The sequence below is a fragment of the Flavivirga amylovorans genome, assembly GCF_030540875.1.
Taxonomy (GTDB): Bacteria; Bacteroidota; Bacteroidia; order Flavobacteriales; family Flavobacteriaceae; genus Flavivirga; species Flavivirga amylovorans.
Genome location: NZ_JAUOEM010000003.1, coordinates 441,585 through 457,890, shown reverse-complemented (window position 1 = coordinate 457,890; position 16,306 = coordinate 441,585). Strand labels below are relative to the sequence as shown.

Sequence of the window (16,306 nt, the reverse complement as noted above, 5' to 3'; positions counted from 1 at the left end):
TTATATTGTTTCTAAGTAAAGTTGATTTAATTTTCCTGCGTCTATTTCACTAGCTTTTAGCTGCTGCGCTAATACACCTTCTTTCATAATACCGATTGTAGTAGCTAGTTCTACAGCATTAAAAATATCGTGTGTTGCCATAAAAATGACTTTACCCATATTGGCTAATTCTTTACAGGTTTTAGTGAATTCTGCCGTCGCTTTGGGATCTAAACCAGAAGTAGGCTCATCCATAAAAATAACTTCGGCATTTTTAGCCAATGCTACTGCAATACCTACTTTTTGGCGCATTCCTTTAGAGTAAGATGAAAGCCTTTTGTGTAGTGCTTCTGATTGCAGTCCGGTTTTAGTTAGAAACCCTTCTAGCTCTAATGTGGTGTATTTGAATCCCGCCAAACGGCTAAAGAAATTAAGATTCTCTACACTACTAAGGTTACCATAGAGTTGCACAGTTTCAGGGATATATGCTGTAAGGTTGTTGGTGTTGTCTTTTCCAACTTCTTTATCGTTCACAAATGCCTGTCCGCCATCTTTAGTAATAAAGCCTAAAAAAATATTGATGGTTGTTGTTTTTCCTGCTCCGTTCTGACCCAAAAGACAAAATATCTCGCCTTTAGAAACTTCAAAGGAAACATCTTTTAAAGCTGTCTTTCCATTGTAAGACTTACTTATGTTAGTTGCTTTTAACATAACGTTTAATGAATTAAAATTATTTGTAAATAGTACAAACGCCAATATTTATTGTAGTTAACAATAATGAGGTGTTTGAATGTACTGCAGAGTTGTCCTAAGAAAAGGACTTTAGCCCGGTGTATATATAGAATACTTTATATAACGCTTAATACATGCCAATTACAAATAGGCTTGTATTATAAAAACAGTAAAAAATAAGTATATGCCTACCTAATATAATAAGCACTGGTAAAATATACAGAATGGACTATAAGGATTGTGGAGGAGGCCTTGTAAAGAGATAACCTGAAAGATATTTGTTGTTATAAATAGCAACAAGTGCTTTATCGTTTAATTGTTGTTTTACGAAAAAAAAGTCTGTATTTGGTAAAACAGTAGTTTCTATTTCTAGAAGTGGTGTAAAATTAACTGCAGTTGAAATTTCACAAACTTCACAATGTTGAATATTTGAATCATCATCATGATGAGAAAGCGCATGCAATCCTGTCACCTTGAATAGTAAAAACAAAGTGACAAAAAACAGAGTAACGAAATTCTTGCTGCTTTTTCCCATAAAATGCAAAACTAAATAAAAATATTTTTATACAATAAGTTTAATGCAATTATGTTGCGTTAAGTATTTTGTGAAATTAAAATAGATTTTAGTAAATGATGAATAGTCTGGGAGTAGACCCATCTGGAGACGCAGATATGGATGGTGTACTACATACAGTCGTTTTGTTGTTGACAATACTGAACGCTATAAAAGCTCTAAAATATTTAATTCTAATATTGTCCTACATGATCTTCATTACAATCAAACTCAAAAAACTAAAGTTTATAAAGCAATTTTATATAATGTCAGATTATAATATGAAAATGAATTATAATGTTCTGCGTTATGTAACTTTGCTTTGGTAAAAGCGAAGTTCTTAACTCAAATTTTTTTTTGATTTTTTTCTTCTAAAATGTTTCTTTAAAAATGTAATGGAATACTCTTTTTACGAAGCGGTGATAGGAGTGTAGTTGAATGGGTATAAATTAACTTATATCTAAACAATTAATAGAAGTTTGTAGATTATTCAAGTTTTGAAATACTATCAATAAAAGTTTCTTTTGGTTTTTCTTCATTTTCATCACTATAAAAATGTTTAAATAAACTTAAATAATCGTTAAACATATTACTTTCAGAATTAGCAAATTCTATATCATATTCAATTAAAATATCAACAAGTGCTTTATATCGTTGAATATCTGTATAGATTTCTTCAAATACTCGCTCTTGGTTTTGTAGTTTTAAGCTCCCGTAATATTTTAAGTTTTCCTGATATTTCTTAACAACATCCTTAAATAATTGTTGTGCCTTTTCTTTGTTTCCAACTTCATAATAAGCACTAATATACGGTTCTAAAAGAGGATAATAACCAAAGTAATTAACTGGCATATTGGTCATAGCTAGATTCGTAATTTCTTCAGCTTTATCTAGCTTGCCTTCACTTATAAGTTGTTCTATTAAACGTGCCAAGTTAATTCTATCAGTCATTGAATTTCTACGTGTTTCTACGTCATGATAAATGGTAGTACTACCACTATTTCCCCAATCCCATTTTTTTACTTTTTCGTACATTAATTCACTATCAATTCTACCCATATCCAAAAAACTGGCTCTACTATCCATTGGTGTTTTAATCGGAACCAATTTATAGCACATGCCATCAAGTTGTAAATAATCTTTCATCCAAAGATAATCTTCTTCCGCAAAGGCACCACCGCTAAAATATATTGGACGCTTCCATTCATTATTAGCAAGAATATCTAACATTAGTAATCTGTTTTTGTTAATAGCATCTTCTTTAATATTAATATCAATATAAGGAACTATTTTATCGAAATCTTTTTCTTTTACTGTACCAAATTTAACAGCATTATTTTTGTTAACAGGAAGCCTTAAAAACTCTGTTGGTATATATCTAGCATTTAGTTCTCTTGAAGGAAACATATTAATATCAGCATCTGTAAATTGCTGTAAAAAAAACTTAAATCTGGCTTTTGGGTTATTACTAGTAATAAAATTTAAAACCTTTTTAATTTCTATAGTGTCTTTTGTAATAGGTTTAATTCTAACATACTCATTAGTACCCATTTTATAGTCATCATGAGTTAATTGAGATGGTATTGGGTCACTTTCGTAAACTTTTCGTTTCATTTGGTCTATGTACCAATCTGTTTGAAAGAGACTAGTACAAACAATTCTAACATCAGTTCTATAACCTTCAATTTCTTGTGCATACCAGAGTGGAAATGTATCATTATCTCCTATAGTAAACAATATGGCATTTTCAGCACAAGAATCTAAATATTTTTTAGCCATAGATTGTGCAGTATACCTATCAGAACGATTATGGTCATCCCAATTGTTAGCAGCTAAAATGCTAGGAACGAGTATTAGGCAAACAATTGTAATTATTGGGGCAGCTAACTTTTTAGGCATGAAAGATTTTAAAGTGCCATAAATTCCATAAACTCCAAAACCAATCCACAGCGCAAATACGTAAAACGATCCGACCACAGAATAATCACGTTCTCTAGGTTCAAATGGGCGTACATTGGTGTATACTTGAATTGCTATTCCGGTAAATAAGAAAAATACTAACATGACCCAGAAGCGCTTTTTATTTTTATTAAACAGAAAGAAAAAACCAATAAGCCCTAATGTAAATGGCAATAAATAATAGGTATTTCTAGCTTTGTTATTTTTAACATCACTTGGCAAATTATCTTGCGAGTAGCCTAAATTCCATTCATCAAGAGGTTTAATACCACTTATCCAGTTTCCATGATTATCATATCTACCTTGAATATCGTCTTGTCTCCCAGCAAAATTCCACATAAAATAACGCCAATACATATAACCTAATTGATATTCAAGCATATAGGATATATTGCTCATTAATGACGGTTTTTCAACCTCAATATAATCTTGATAACGTTTTAAGAAATTGTTATAATCATTATGATCTATAAGACCTTTGGCTACTTGATTTTTAAAATCCAAAACTACCTTACGTAATTCATTTTTCATTTGATATTCAGGTTTCAATTTGAAATTTAAGTAACCAGTAAACATCATATAGTTTTCTGCATGTTCAGTACTCCACATTCTGGGAAGAATAGAAGCATGTTTCGAATTGTAATTTTGTTTGGCGTTTTTATAGTCATTTATAATAATATACTTACCTTTTTCTTTGTCTTTTTCATACTTCGGTTTGCCATCAACATAAGGATTATTATTATCAAGATAAGCATATTGATCTGTAAATAAAGGTCCATAAAATAGATGAGTTTCAGGATATTGTTCTAAATTATAATAGCTTAATAGATCTCTAGCATTTGATGGATTATTTTCATTAACGACCACATTGGCGTTAGCTCTTATAGGAAGCATCAACCAGCTTGAAAAACCAATAATTATAAAAGTGACACACAAAACACTTGTATTTAGGTGTTTATATTGCTTTCTTATTGTGTATTGTAATGAGAAATAAATTGCTGTTACAAGAATAATTCCAGCAATGATGTAACCTGAATTAAAAGGTAATCCTATATTATTTACTAAAAATATCTCTAGATAACTAAAAAAGCTAAGAATATTAGGAGTTAAAAATTTAAAAATGAATAATAAAATAGCAACAGAAACTACATTTGCAGTTATAAAACTTTTAAGCGTAATTGTTTTGTGATTTTTGAAATAATAGATTAATCCTATAGCGGGAATAGTCAATAACCCCATAAAATGAACCCCAAAAGATAACCCAATAACAAATGCAATTAAAATAAGCCAACGATTACCACGATGTTTATCCATCTCTTGTTCCCAGCGTAATCCTAAATAAAACAACACAGCCATAATTAAGGTTGCCATAGCATAAACTTCGGTTTCAACCGCATTAAACCAAAATGAATCCGTAAATGTAAAAGCTAAACTACCAACCAAACCACCTCCTAAAATAGCTTGATATTCTTCTTTGGTAGTTTCTTTTTTACAACTAGCTATTTTTTTTAATAAAAGAGTAATTGTCCAAAACATAAATGAAATAGTAAATGCACTAGCAGTAGCACTCATCAAATTCATCATAAAAGCAATTTGAGAAGGTTCAAGAGCAAACATAGAAAAAAAAGCACCCATCATTTGATATAATGGTGCTCCAGGTGGATGGCCAATTTGTAGTTTTGATGATGTTAAAATATATTCTCCAGAATCCCAAAAACTCACAGTAGGTTCTACAGTTAAACTATAGGTTATAAGTGCTATTAAAAAAACACTCCACCCTAAAACAGTATTCCACATTTTAAAGCTAGAATCTTTCATTATAGATTTTTATTCTGTTTATTTATAGTAAAATTTCTATAAAAGAACAGAAATAAAGAGGAGAGGCTGGTCTGATTAGGGTAGGATTAAAGTACTAGTACCAGTATTAATTTTTGAATTTCGCAATTAACTCAGACCTATTTGAAACATTAAGTTTGTTGTAAATATTAGTGATATGTGTTTTTACAGTACTTAAACTAATGAATAAGTCTTCGGCTATATCTTTATTGCTTTTCCCATCAAGTATAAGCTTTTTGACATTTAATTCCTGTTTGCTTAATTCTAATTCGTAGTTTTCTTTTTTCGTTATCAATAGTTTTGATGAAAATTTATATACTATTAATGTTAGTAACAGAAATCCAAGAATGAAATTAATCAGCCTACTAATAGAATATTTATTTTCTATTGATTTTAAATTATGAAATTCCAATTCTGTTTCGAGAAAGATATATTCATTTGCATCAATTTCACTTTGTTTTAATTCTTTAAGCAGGTTTGAGTAATATTCTGGATTAAGATATATATCTTTTTTAAGCAACTTTCTGTTTTTGAGCTCTTTTATACTTAATAATTTAATTGCTAAAATTTTAAGAGAGTCCTTAGTGTAATTGTGAATTTCATTTATACCAGCATCTTGTTTTTCTATGATTTTTTTCAACTTTTGCCATTCCTTATCTGCATTATTGGTGTTTGTAAATACTGTAAATGGGGTATTGCTTTTTTGAAAAAAAAGAGAATCATTATTTGATAAAATAAAACTTTTAGAAGAGCGCTTATTATTATTTATAGAAAGGGTATATAATTTATTTTCATTTAAAAGCCCATGATTAATATTAAAAAAGCCATTTTTATCTAATTGACCACTTGTTATAATATTTGATTCCTCAGTCGAATTGATGCTTTTTATAGATAAAAAAATTAGTTGTTTATCTACGATACTGTCATCTATTGATATATACCCTGATATATTAGTTTGAGCATTAAGCTCAATGCTGATTAAGCTCAAGAATATAAAAAGAAGAATTTTATTCATTATTTAATTTAGATACTAGGCTATTAAAGTAGCTCATATTTGTTAAGCTAAAAGTAGTAATTTTTTATATATGCTCTAAGTTTATCTTTTATTTAGGTAAGCGGTATGCTAAACGATCTCATAAAATTTTGGCTAAAACAATAGGTGAGTGGAGCGTCCATATTTTAGGGAGCTAGTAATACACAATTTTAAGAGTTAGCCTGTTTCCAAAATTATATGCAGTCTTGATTTTTTTTGTTTCTTTTTTTATCAAGAAAAAAAGATATAATGAAACCTTTTAATAAAGATCTAGTAGTCGATGCCAACGCACCAACTCGCACAAAATTTCAGAGATACTAAATCTCTAAAATTTCTGTCGTATTTGACATAATGTTAGAAATGCTAAACAAAATTAGTTTAATCGAAGCTATACATAAAACAAGTGTATAGCTTAGAAACCGTCTAATTATCTAGCACTTCTAAAGCATGATCTATTCCACTATCTTTTTCTTCTTCAAAATCTGAAGTTGATAAAAACGGTACTTGGTTTTCTTGATTTTCAGCCCCTATTCCAACTACTTCAAAAACTATTCCTTGTGCATCACTATATATTTCATTAGATAGCCCTACTTCTGCACCATTCGGCAATACATGTGTTAGAATAGTAGAAAAGGCACCAGTTGTATTCTCTCCTACAATGGTCACATACGGTAAATCTTTTACACATAGTGTAAAAAGTTCTGCTGCACTTACGGTATAGGGACTCGTAAGCAATACAATATCGTCTGTGAATTGAAAATTTCCGCGAGGTCCTACAGAAAAGGATTTATTTTCTGTAAAGGTATCACCTAATCTAGCTTTTTTAAAATATGAAGTTCGTTCTTGATCTATAAAACGAGATACCATGTTCAAAGCTACAGTATCATACCCGCCATCATTAAAACGTATATCGATAATTAGTTTAGAAACTCCAGAGACTTCAAGATCATCCATAATGGCATCTAATACCGTATTCAATGTTGATAACTCATTACTAAAATTGGTACCATATCCTTCCATCGTTAAAATATTAATGTACCCGGTATCATCATTAATTAATCCCCATATAATATTATCTCTTTCATCAATTTCAAATTCTCCTCCTAAATATTTTGTGATTATTGTTATCAATTTTTGATTTCTAAGATCAAAAAAATCATCTTCATTTTCTATAATGAGATCTCCACTTAGATTAACATTCAATCTTTCTAATAATGTTGGATCCCCAGATTGAATATCAATACCAATCTCTTCATCGTAGATGCTTACATGTCCATCGTCCAACAAATAAGCTAGTTCTTCTAAAATATCATATAAGTTATCATCTGTTACTTGATCTCTTAAGCTTTCATACTGAGACCAATCAATATTTCTGGTTTCAAAGAAAGCATAGTAATCATTAAAAATATTCCAGAAATGGTCAAAATTCACCATTGGATCTTCTGTAGCAGAAACTTGATTAGGTAGGCAATTTGGATTTTGATTTGGTAATCGGACAAATTTTATTTCAGAATCTGATAATTCTGAGGTTCCTACCAACTCATTTTCATTTGTTTGATTTATTGTAAAACCATAAAAATCAGCAGGAATAAAGTCATTATCTTGGATTGCACACCCTACAGCATTTACATTATAAAATATATCATCACCATCAGTAAATTCAAAAACCCAACCTTTTTCTGCTACTGACCAAAAGCCATTGGTTGAATATTCTGGTGGAGTAGTGGTATCATCATCAGATTGACAGGCAGTAAAAATTAATAAAATCAATAGTAGAAAATGCGCTTTAAAATGCTTTATTGTTTCAGTTTTAATGTTGCTAAATAAATTCATTGATAGTTTTAGTTTTTTAAATTATTGCTACAATTAAAAAATTGTAAAGTCTGTTTTATATAGTATTAAAAACGATAACCAATTTTAAGATTTAGATAAGATGTGTAACCTACTTTTTTTTCATTATTATTAAAAAATCCAAGTCCTACACCAATTCCAGCTTCATAATTAAAATGATTGCCTATATTTCTTCTAATGCCCCAAGTGGGAGTAAAAAATAAATAGTTTTGTTCATTTTTATCAGCTTCAGAACTATCAAAGAAACGATAACTTGTTCTAAAAGAGATGTAATTCCCGCTATTACCATCTATTCTTTTACCCTTATTAGCACGCTTGTTTATATTGTAATACCAACGAGGTTCTAATGCTAATAAGGGCTCAATATTTGCTGTATTAACACCTGCTAAACCAATTTCACTTCGTAAAACAACTTGATTTGATAATTTTAATTCATTGTGAGCCCATATGCCAATAAGACCAACTTGAATACCAAAAACTGATTTCTCTACTGATGCATCTGTGGTGTTCTGAGAAAACCCAAAGTATGAACTCATTACTAAAAGGGAAGCGAAAACTACTTTAGTCATTTTAAATAGTATTTAAAGGTTATTAATAATACCGTTTGATAACTCTAAAACACATGAACTCACAAATACCCTACTAAAAATTTAAAAATAGACAGAGAAGCTTAGATTACTTAAACATGAATGTCTCATGGCTCGAATACTAGACCTCATACCATAGTTATAAATAAGGTGAGATATTGTACACGAGTTTTTAAAATTGAAGCGGTTAGCTTTTTGAAATTATTTTTTCATCTACTAATTAATTGATAATAAAATAATTATGTTTTTTTAGATAAAATAAAAATTCATAGTAGGGTGTTTTTCTTGCTATTTGTTTTAGGGTTGTAAAATTCTAAATGCAAGAATATAAAACAGAATTATGAAAAAAATTGGTTGGAGTATACTTATAGGGTTACTAGCTATAGTATCATTAAATGCTCAAGAAACAGTACATGATAATAAGAAAGAAGAAAACACATTTACACTTAAAAGCATAATTAAAGTATTTCCACTAAATGCACTTACAGGTGAGATTGGTATAGGATATGAGCGTGCTATTAAGCCTAAAGCATCATTAAATTTTATACTGACTCAAGGGTTTAATAAACAAAGTTTTTATAATAGCTTATCTGAAAGAAGTTATTATCTGTTTTTTGAAATAGGAGTAAGACGTTATCTATCAAAACGAAAAAAGGCACCAGAAGGTTGGTTTGCTAGTGGGGCTTTGTTTGCAGAGTATATTAATATTAATTTCAATAATGAATCTAAAAATAACGATATTGAACGTATCCAGGGTGGTATTTCTGGTAAAATAGGACATCAATGGATCTTAAAAAATGCATTAAAAGGAATGGCTATCGAAGTAGCAGGAGGTTTAGAATATGGAACTTTTACTATATTTAATTCGGTTATAGACTTTACTGTAGGATATTCTTGGTAATGTTTATTTATCTTTTTTAAATTTTTTAGTAGGGTATTTAGTAGTTCATGTGTTTTAGGATTATTAAATTAAGTTTCTTAGTGCTAGATTTAGCCTACTATCACAATTTTAGATTGTGATATTTGTATTGATACTAGTTATAAAACGATTAACATTTTATATTAAATATAAACTAATTTAAATTTTTTAAAAATGCCAGAGAAAGTAATTAGTGTTTGTGAAGAGAAAATATACGAACAATTATATCGTGAGCACGCAGAAAAAATATGTTACTATCTCTATTATAAATATGGTGACATGGAAAAAGCGCAGGATATTGTGCAAGATAGTTTTGCCAAATTATGGGTTAATTGTTCCAAGATACTTTTTGGTGCAGCCAAAAGTTTCCTTTATAAAATAGCTAATAATGCCTCGATCAATGCTCTTGTACATCAAAAGACGATTCTAAAGTATCAGGAAATAGCTCAAAAAACATACACTAATGAGTCGCCAGAATTTCAGATGGAAGAAAAGGAATTTTTGCATCGATTAAATAGGGCTATTTCTGGTTTAAAAAATGGGCAACGTGAAGTTTTTCTTTTGAATCGAATCGAAAAGAAAACATACAAAGAGATTGCAGAAATGTTAGGGATCTCGGTAAAAGCGGTAGAAAAACGAATGCACTTGACATTGGTTATTTTAAGAAAAAAAATAAAAACACCTAATCTGTAATATATGAATTTTTTAGATCAGCAGTATCAAAATAAGTTTTTTACTAAAAGGATATATGGTGTGCTTATAACAAAAGAACTTAATACGTTCGTTAATTCAACTCTATATAAAAATTTGGTGCTTTCAAGTTTATCCAATGGCGTTCCTATAAAAGAAACCGTATGAAAAGTGATATAAATAAAGATAATTTTTTAGGAAAATGGTTGTCTGGGGATCTTTCTAATGAAGAGCGTAAGACCTTTGAAGAATCAGAAGATTACATAGCATATAATGATATATTAAGAGGCGTAGAACGACTAAGTAGACCTGTTTTTGATATAGAAAAGGGTTTAAAAGAGCAAAAAATCTATAATGCTTCATACAAAGAACCCAAAACATCAAAAGTAATTAAACTTCGTACTTGGATGTATCGTGTAGCGGCAGTAGTTCTGCTTATTTTTGGATTAAAAACCCTATTTTTTCAAGATGTAACCATACGTACTGAAATGGCACAGACCCAAGTCATAACATTACCTGATAATTCTGTGGTGACGCTAAATGCAGGTTCTTCTTTAAAATACGATAAAGATTCTTTCATAGAGAATCGAGTACTGCGTTTAAAAGGAGAAGCTTTTTTTGATGTCAGCAAAGGATCTACATTTACAGTTACTACTAAAAATGGTAAGATTACTGTTTTAGGGACAGAATTTAATGTGTATTCTAGAGATCGGACATTAGAAGTACATTGTTTTGAAGGTAAAGTACGTATAAAAAAAGAAACAAATGAAGTGATTCTTACCCAAGGAAAAGGAGCTAGGTCTAATGAAAAAGAACATCTGTCTCTATTTGAGATTACGAACTCAAAACCAGATTGGTTAGATGGTAAAAGTAGTTTTTATGAAGTACCTCTTGAGCAACTCATAAAAGAATTAGAAAGACAGTACAATATTAAAATTCATAAAGGAAACGTAGATGTAAAAAGAATATTCACAGGGTTCTTCAATCATACTAATCTAGAGACCGCTCTGCTTACTAGCTTTGACCCTATGAATATTAGTTATACATTTGAAAGCCAAAAAATTATAGTCTTAAAAAATAAGTGATACGTTTTAAATTCGTTGTAGTAGTATTATGTTTTTGGAATGTATTCGGTTATTCACAGCAAATAGTTGCTGCTAAAAATCAGTCTATACTCGAGATTCTTGAAATGTTCAAAAATCAACATCAATTTAACTTTTCTTATGATGTTGAAGCGATTAAGAATATAAAACTAACAATAGGTCAGAGTTCGATTTCTATTGATTCATTAGTAGATATACTAAAAGAACAGACTCCGTTTATTCTACAGAAGGTTGCCGATCGTAGTTATATTTTGGTGAAAAATGATCAAACTATAGAAATATGTGGTTTTGTAATTGATTCAATAACGACTGTTGAGCTAACTCAGGCAACTATTATAAAGGATATCAATGCCATTAAGAGTACTGATGAACAAGGATATTTTAGATTACGATTAAGCCCGCGGGATTCAATTTCTATCTCTTATTTAGGATATGATACCAAGACAATTAAAGTCTCGAATTTTTCAGCTTCGCGTTGTGATACGATTCAATTAAAACCAGAAGTTCAAAATTTAAGTCAGATAATAATTAATGAATATCTTACCACAGGTGTACAAAAAAACAAAGATGCATCTATTAACGTATCTACAAAAAAACTTAGGATTCTTCCAGGGCTTGTAGAGCCAGATGTTTTACAAAGCTTACAATTAGTACCAGGAATAAGTAGTCCTACAGAAGATCCAGCCGGATTATATATTCGAGGAGGAACTCCAGATCAAAATTTGGTATTATGGGATGGTATAAAAATGTATCATAATGGTCATTTTTTTAATCAAATATCAACGTTTAACCCTTATATTGTTAAAAATGTAAAGGTATATCGAGGAGGAACCAGTGCACGTTATGGAGATCGAATTTCTGGAGTCATTATTATAGAATCAGATGATGACTTAACCGAAGCACTTAAAATAGGAGGTGGGGTGAATTTTACTCATGCAGATCTTTTTATAAAAGCCCCTGTATCAGAAAAAGTTGGCGTCATGGGAGCTTTCCGTAGATCTACTACAGATATCTATCAAAATATAGCCTTTAACAATCTTACTAGAAAAGTATTCCAGAATACCAGGGGCGATATTTCTGACGATAACCTTGTGGATACTATGGAAGAAGAATCTAGAGAAGATAATTTCTCTTTTTCTGATATAAATTTCAAGGTAGTTTGGAACCCTAATGCAAAGAATACGGTGAAATTAAGCACAATCTTTGCACAAAACAGATTGGATAATGATACTCCTCCCCAAGAAATAAATAGTCCCAATTCTTTTAGCACAAATGATTTTTATAAAATTAAGAATGTAGGAGCTAGTCTCAATTGGAAAAAAAAATACTCGAATAATAGTATCCAAAAAACAAGCTTTTATTTCTCTTCTTATGATACGAGATATAAAATCGAAAGAAAAGGCATAGATATAAATCAAAATTTTAACTACACTCAAAATAACGATGTAAAAGATATTGGAATAGCATATTCATTAGATATTCCCATTGCCAAAAAACAATCATTAGCATTAGGATATCAATTTGCCTATAATGAAACAAAATATGATTTCGCAGAGGTTTTTACTGGAGATTTTGAAGCGGTTTTTGATAATATTACAAATGGGTATAGTAATAATCACACGGTGTATTCTGAGTATATGTATAAAGGAGTAAAGACCTATGCCAATTTTGGCCTTAGAGGATCTTATATAAGCAGTACAGATCAATTTTTTGTAGAACCTCGTATGTTTTCATCAATAGAAATTTTCAAAAACTTTAGAATAACGACTTCTGCAGAATTAAAGAATCAACAACTTAATAGTTTTAATGATTTTGGGAGTATTAGTCCGTCGATAGGGGGGCTTCCAGTGGCCGATAATAAATGGTTGCTTTCGGGGAATATTTTATATGAAGGAGATTCATATTTCATTCCTGTGATAAAAAGCAGGCAATTTACTTTTGGATCCTTGTACACCTATAAGGGTTGGAATTTTGATCTGGAGGGCTATTATAAAAAGCTTACCGATATAACATCGATTAATGATCTTATTTTGGATGTAGTACCTTCTGAGGATAATACCGGTTTAAGTATAGGAAAAGAAGAACGCATTGGTTTTGATTTTCTGTTAAAAAAAAGAATTCGTAATTATCGATTTTGGATAGGATATTCATTAAGCAAAACTCTGGTTACTTTTCCTAAATTACAACAGAAATCTTTTTCCGGAAATTTTGATCAACGGCATGTGCTTAATATCTCGCAAACGCTAAAAGTTAATGATTTTGAGTTTGCTCTAGGCTGGAATTATGCTACAGGTAGCCCATACACGAAGCTTATACCAGACGAAAATGGTGCTTTGGGTAATACAATTGACCCCGAAGGAATTAATACAAGTAGATTTAAAGCGTATCATCGATTAGATGCTTCTGTTGTATATCGGTTTAATTTTAAAACGAAACATCCATGGGGTGGGATGTTTGGCTTCTCATTACGCAATATTTATAATCGAAAGAATACACTTGATCAAGGGTTCACATTTAAAACTGGGGAAAATGATATCATCTTAGAAACTTTTGAAAGAAAGTCATTACGACTGACACCAGATGTAGTCATTCGTTTTAATTTTTAAAGCGAAGTTTAAACTACTACGTTTACTTATTTTTTTCTTCTCAAATGTTTCTCAATCATGTTAATGGAACACTCTTTTTACGAAACGAAGATAGGAGAGAAGTGAAATGTGTGTGGAATGCCTTAACTGGAAATCGTTACTCGAAATATCCGATCAAGTGACTGAGGAAAATTGAAACCAAATATTAGTATCCAAATTAGATTGGGTTTTTAGCAAATTTAATTTGAAAATGGCATTTCACCATCCAATACATTATCTGAAATCACGGAGGATAAAACAAGTGACGTGGTCATCTCACCGTAAGCGGCCAACCTACTATTGAGATTTTGAAGATGGCTAGGGTTTTTTACATAGCCTTTCATCTGCATACAATCACGCCCCGTTAGTTGATAGCACTCAAATATTTCAGGAACGGTTTTGATAAAGTCCATGAAATTTTGTGTCTGTCCGTACCTTACTTTAATTGAGATAATTACTCCCAAAGGATATCCTAATGCTTCTATATTGATCTTGGTGGTATAACCTTTTATAATACCTAAATCCTCTAGTTTTTGAATTCGTTCTGAAACTGCGGGCGACGATAAGCCGACAGTTTTTGCAATATCCTTGACAGCCATTCTTGCATCTTTTTGCAACTCTGTAAGAATTGCCCAATTCAATTTATCTATTTTCATGATACCTTTTATTATATACGATAAATATAATGTATATATTTTGAATTATAGAATTTTAACTAATTATTACACGGTAATAATTATGATTAACTTAAAATAATTAACCAATATTAATTATATGACTTATAAAATATATTAAACATTATATGTTTAATTATATAACACTTTAAACCTTATATTATTAATATAATAATGTAGTATATAGCCTAAATTTGAAGTGTTAAATAATTAAAGCTTCATATTATGATTGTATCGGTATTTAATATCAAAAGAAGATTTAGCGAAGTATATACAAAAAGTATCCAATTAAAGTATACATATACTTTTCAACTATAAGTGAATAACCAAACGGATAAATTTTAAAAAATAAACAATGAACACAATTTTAATTGATTGTATTGGTTACGGAGGTTTAGTCATAAACTTATATTCAATGTCCACTAAAGGTGAATATAAACTAAGGCTAATCTCACTAATTGCTAATATAATTTACATTTTATATGGCGCATTAATTAGCGCAGCTCCAATAATTGTAGGATGCACTATTGCTGTATTTCTGCATGGGTATCATCTAAGACGATTAAAAATTAAAAAGAACAGTAATGATTAAAATACAAATAGCTAAAGAAGCAGATATAGCCATTTTAGCACTTTTAGGAAGACTAACATGGGCAGAATCTCATGGTCACTACATAGATGATAAAAACAATCTATTAGAATACCTAAACTCGAATTTTTCAATTTCTAAAACGAAACAAGAGATAAACAATCCTAAGAATCTTTTCTATATTATTTATGTCGATGATTTACCTGTTGGTTACGCAAAATTAGTAGTAAACGTTATAAACGAAAATGTTGCTTCTCAAAACAATTGTCGTCTTGAAAGGATCTTCATCCAAAATGAGTTTATACCCTTAAAAATTGGACAACAACTTCTAACTTTTGTTGAAGAAAAAGCTAAAGCACTACAATTAGATACGATGTGGCTAACTGTTTATATAAAAAATAAGAGAGCCATTAGATTCTATGAAAGAAATGAATTTATAAATGTTGGAGAATTAAATTTTCTTGTCAATGGAAAAGAATATGAAAATATAGTTTTTTCAAAAAATATATAAGTATATATATTGAATTACAGCAATTCGCACTCTCCATTTTTGTAATATTCAATTAAACACATTAAATTGCATCAATAGTATGATTATTAAAGCATGTATTTATGTCAACAATTAGAAAAACAATAACATTTACTGAAAAACAGGATAAGTGGATAAAGTCACGAATTACAATAGGAGAATTTACTAATGATAGTGAATACATTCGTGATTTAGTAAGACGAGATCAAGCAAAAAACGCCAAATTTTCAGCACTCAAAGCAGCTATAACTGAAGGCATGGAAAGTGGTATTAGTGATAAATCCGTTCCAGATATCATGAAGGAAGTTGAAGACCGTCTGCGGGCAGATGGGCGTTTATAAAGTATCAAGAAGCGCCGAAATTGATCTTGCCAAAATGTATGAGTACGGCATTGAAACATTTGGATTAAAACAAGCCCAAACATATTTATCAGGAATGCATACACTATTTCAAATTTTAGCTGATAATAGTACTTTAGGACGCGATGCATCTGAATTTATTCTGTCATTAAAAAGATTTTCTTATAAATCTCATACCATTTTTTATTTATCTACAGATATTGATATTTTAATTGTTCGTGTATTAAGTCAAAGTATGGATTATGAAAATAATCTATAAATTATAACTTTCCTTAAACCTTTTACAATA

Annotated in this window: 15 protein-coding genes; 8 read left to right on the top strand and 7 right to left on the bottom strand. The window is 30.0% G+C overall.

Going from position 1 to position 16,306, the window contains the following annotated elements:
• The 6 genes from Q4Q39_RS10430 to Q4Q39_RS10405 all read right to left on the bottom strand — a co-directional run bounded on the left by Q4Q39_RS10430 (window position 1) and on the right by Q4Q39_RS10405 (window position 8,512).
• Window positions 1-690: an ABC transporter ATP-binding protein gene (locus tag Q4Q39_RS10430; RefSeq protein ID WP_303282394.1), complete on the bottom strand. Its 690-nt coding sequence runs from the start codon at window positions 688-690 to the stop codon at window positions 1-3.
• 250 nt (window positions 691-940) lie between these two features.
• Window positions 941-1,246: a hypothetical protein gene (locus Q4Q39_RS10425; RefSeq protein ID WP_303282393.1), complete on the bottom strand. Its 306-nt coding sequence runs from the start codon at window positions 1,244-1,246 to the stop codon at window positions 941-943.
• A gap of 504 nt (window positions 1,247-1,750) precedes the next feature.
• Window positions 1,751-5,041, bottom strand: coding sequence for a protein O-mannosyl-transferase family (locus Q4Q39_RS10420; RefSeq protein WP_303282392.1), 3,291 nt, complete (start codon window positions 5,039-5,041; stop codon window positions 1,751-1,753).
• 106 nt (window positions 5,042-5,147) lie between these two features.
• The gene (locus tag Q4Q39_RS10415) at window positions 5,148-6,074 is read right to left on the bottom strand and encodes a response regulator transcription factor (protein WP_303282390.1); all 927 of its coding nucleotides are present in this window, start codon (window positions 6,072-6,074) and stop codon (window positions 5,148-5,150) included.
• Window positions 6,075-6,515: 441 nt separating this feature from the next.
• The gene (locus Q4Q39_RS10410) at window positions 6,516-7,925 is read right to left on the bottom strand and encodes a S41 family peptidase (RefSeq protein WP_303282389.1); all 1,410 of its coding nucleotides are present in this window, start codon (window positions 7,923-7,925) and stop codon (window positions 6,516-6,518) included.
• A gap of 65 nt (window positions 7,926-7,990) precedes the next feature.
• Window positions 7,991-8,512 carry a hypothetical protein gene (locus Q4Q39_RS10405; RefSeq protein WP_303282388.1) on the bottom strand — a complete coding sequence of 174 codons (522 nt, stop codon included), beginning with the start codon at window positions 8,510-8,512 and terminating at the stop codon, window positions 7,991-7,993.
• 358 nt (window positions 8,513-8,870) lie between these two features.
• On the opposite strand from Q4Q39_RS10405, the gene Q4Q39_RS10400 reads away from it, so the two are divergent.
• The 4 genes from Q4Q39_RS10400 to Q4Q39_RS10385 all read left to right on the top strand — a co-directional run bounded on the left by Q4Q39_RS10400 (window position 8,871) and on the right by Q4Q39_RS10385 (window position 13,848).
• Complete coding sequence (locus tag Q4Q39_RS10400) at window positions 8,871-9,431, top strand: DUF3575 domain-containing protein (protein WP_303282387.1); 561 nt, start codon at window positions 8,871-8,873, stop codon at window positions 9,429-9,431.
• 192 nt (window positions 9,432-9,623) lie between these two features.
• Entirely contained in the window at window positions 9,624-10,142 is a 519-nt protein-coding gene (locus Q4Q39_RS10395) for an RNA polymerase sigma factor (protein WP_303282386.1), read from the top strand.
• A gap of 161 nt (window positions 10,143-10,303) precedes the next feature.
• Window positions 10,304-11,224 (top strand): FecR family protein, encoded by a 921-nt coding sequence (locus Q4Q39_RS10390; RefSeq protein WP_303282385.1) that lies wholly within the window; start codon window positions 10,304-10,306, stop codon window positions 11,222-11,224.
• Window positions 11,221-13,848, top strand: coding sequence for a TonB-dependent receptor (locus Q4Q39_RS10385; RefSeq protein WP_303282384.1), 2,628 nt, complete (start codon window positions 11,221-11,223; stop codon window positions 13,846-13,848). Before Q4Q39_RS10390 ends, Q4Q39_RS10385 begins: the two co-directional genes overlap by 4 nt.
• Window positions 13,849-14,066: 218 nt before the next feature.
• Here Q4Q39_RS10385 and Q4Q39_RS10380 read toward each other — a convergent pair whose 3' ends face one another.
• Window positions 14,067-14,522: an Lrp/AsnC family transcriptional regulator gene (locus tag Q4Q39_RS10380; RefSeq protein WP_303282383.1), complete on the bottom strand. Its 456-nt coding sequence runs from the start codon at window positions 14,520-14,522 to the stop codon at window positions 14,067-14,069.
• A gap of 373 nt (window positions 14,523-14,895) precedes the next feature.
• On the opposite strand from Q4Q39_RS10380, the gene Q4Q39_RS10375 reads away from it, so the two are divergent.
• The 4 genes from Q4Q39_RS10375 to Q4Q39_RS10360 all read left to right on the top strand — a co-directional run bounded on the left by Q4Q39_RS10375 (window position 14,896) and on the right by Q4Q39_RS10360 (window position 16,276).
• Window positions 14,896-15,132, top strand: coding sequence for a hypothetical protein (locus Q4Q39_RS10375; protein WP_303282382.1), 237 nt, complete (start codon window positions 14,896-14,898; stop codon window positions 15,130-15,132).
• The gene (locus tag Q4Q39_RS10370) at window positions 15,125-15,640 is read left to right on the top strand and encodes a GNAT family N-acetyltransferase (RefSeq protein ID WP_303282380.1); all 516 of its coding nucleotides are present in this window, start codon (window positions 15,125-15,127) and stop codon (window positions 15,638-15,640) included. The genes Q4Q39_RS10375 and Q4Q39_RS10370 overlap by 8 nt, the downstream gene beginning before the upstream one ends.
• 101 nt (window positions 15,641-15,741) lie before the next feature.
• On the top strand, window positions 15,742-15,999 hold the full coding sequence (locus Q4Q39_RS10365; RefSeq protein WP_303282379.1) for a type II toxin-antitoxin system ParD family antitoxin: 258 nt from the start codon (window positions 15,742-15,744) through the stop codon (window positions 15,997-15,999).
• The gene (locus Q4Q39_RS10360; protein WP_303282378.1) at window positions 15,986-16,276 is read left to right on the top strand and encodes a type II toxin-antitoxin system RelE/ParE family toxin; all 291 of its coding nucleotides are present in this window, start codon (window positions 15,986-15,988) and stop codon (window positions 16,274-16,276) included. The genes Q4Q39_RS10365 and Q4Q39_RS10360 overlap by 14 nt, the downstream gene beginning before the upstream one ends.
• Window positions 16,277-16,306 lie beyond the last annotated feature (30 nt).

Bases quoted from the DNA above. Each gene is read 5' to 3' on its own strand.
- Q4Q39_RS10430 (WP_303282394.1), bottom strand. From the start codon at position 690: ATGTTAAAAGCAACTAACATAAGTAAGTCTTACAATGGAAAGACAGCT.
- Q4Q39_RS10425 (WP_303282393.1), bottom strand. From the start codon at position 1,246: ATGGGAAAAAGCAGCAAGAATTTCGTTACTCTGTTTTTTGTCACTTTG.
- Q4Q39_RS10420 (WP_303282392.1), bottom strand. From the start codon at position 5,041: ATGAAAGATTCTAGCTTTAAAATGTGGAATACTGTTTTAGGGTGGAGT.
- Q4Q39_RS10415 (WP_303282390.1), bottom strand. From the start codon at position 6,074: ATGAATAAAATTCTTCTTTTTATATTCTTGAGCTTAATCAGCATTGAG.
- Q4Q39_RS10410 (WP_303282389.1), bottom strand. From the start codon at position 7,925: ATGAATTTATTTAGCAACATTAAAACTGAAACAATAAAGCATTTTAAA.
- Q4Q39_RS10405 (WP_303282388.1), bottom strand. From the start codon at position 8,512: ATGACTAAAGTAGTTTTCGCTTCCCTTTTAGTAATGAGTTCATACTTT.
- Q4Q39_RS10400 (WP_303282387.1), top strand. From the start codon at position 8,871: ATGAAAAAAATTGGTTGGAGTATACTTATAGGGTTACTAGCTATAGTA.
- Q4Q39_RS10395 (WP_303282386.1), top strand. From the start codon at position 9,624: ATGCCAGAGAAAGTAATTAGTGTTTGTGAAGAGAAAATATACGAACAA.
- Q4Q39_RS10390 (WP_303282385.1), top strand. From the start codon at position 10,304: ATGAAAAGTGATATAAATAAAGATAATTTTTTAGGAAAATGGTTGTCT.
- Q4Q39_RS10380 (WP_303282383.1), bottom strand. From the start codon at position 14,522: ATGAAAATAGATAAATTGAATTGGGCAATTCTTACAGAGTTGCAAAAA.
- Q4Q39_RS10375 (WP_303282382.1), top strand. From the start codon at position 14,896: ATGAACACAATTTTAATTGATTGTATTGGTTACGGAGGTTTAGTCATA.
- Q4Q39_RS10370 (WP_303282380.1), top strand. From the start codon at position 15,125: ATGATTAAAATACAAATAGCTAAAGAAGCAGATATAGCCATTTTAGCA.
- Q4Q39_RS10365 (WP_303282379.1), top strand. From the start codon at position 15,742: ATGTCAACAATTAGAAAAACAATAACATTTACTGAAAAACAGGATAAG.
- Q4Q39_RS10360 (WP_303282378.1), top strand. From the start codon at position 15,986: ATGGGCGTTTATAAAGTATCAAGAAGCGCCGAAATTGATCTTGCCAAA.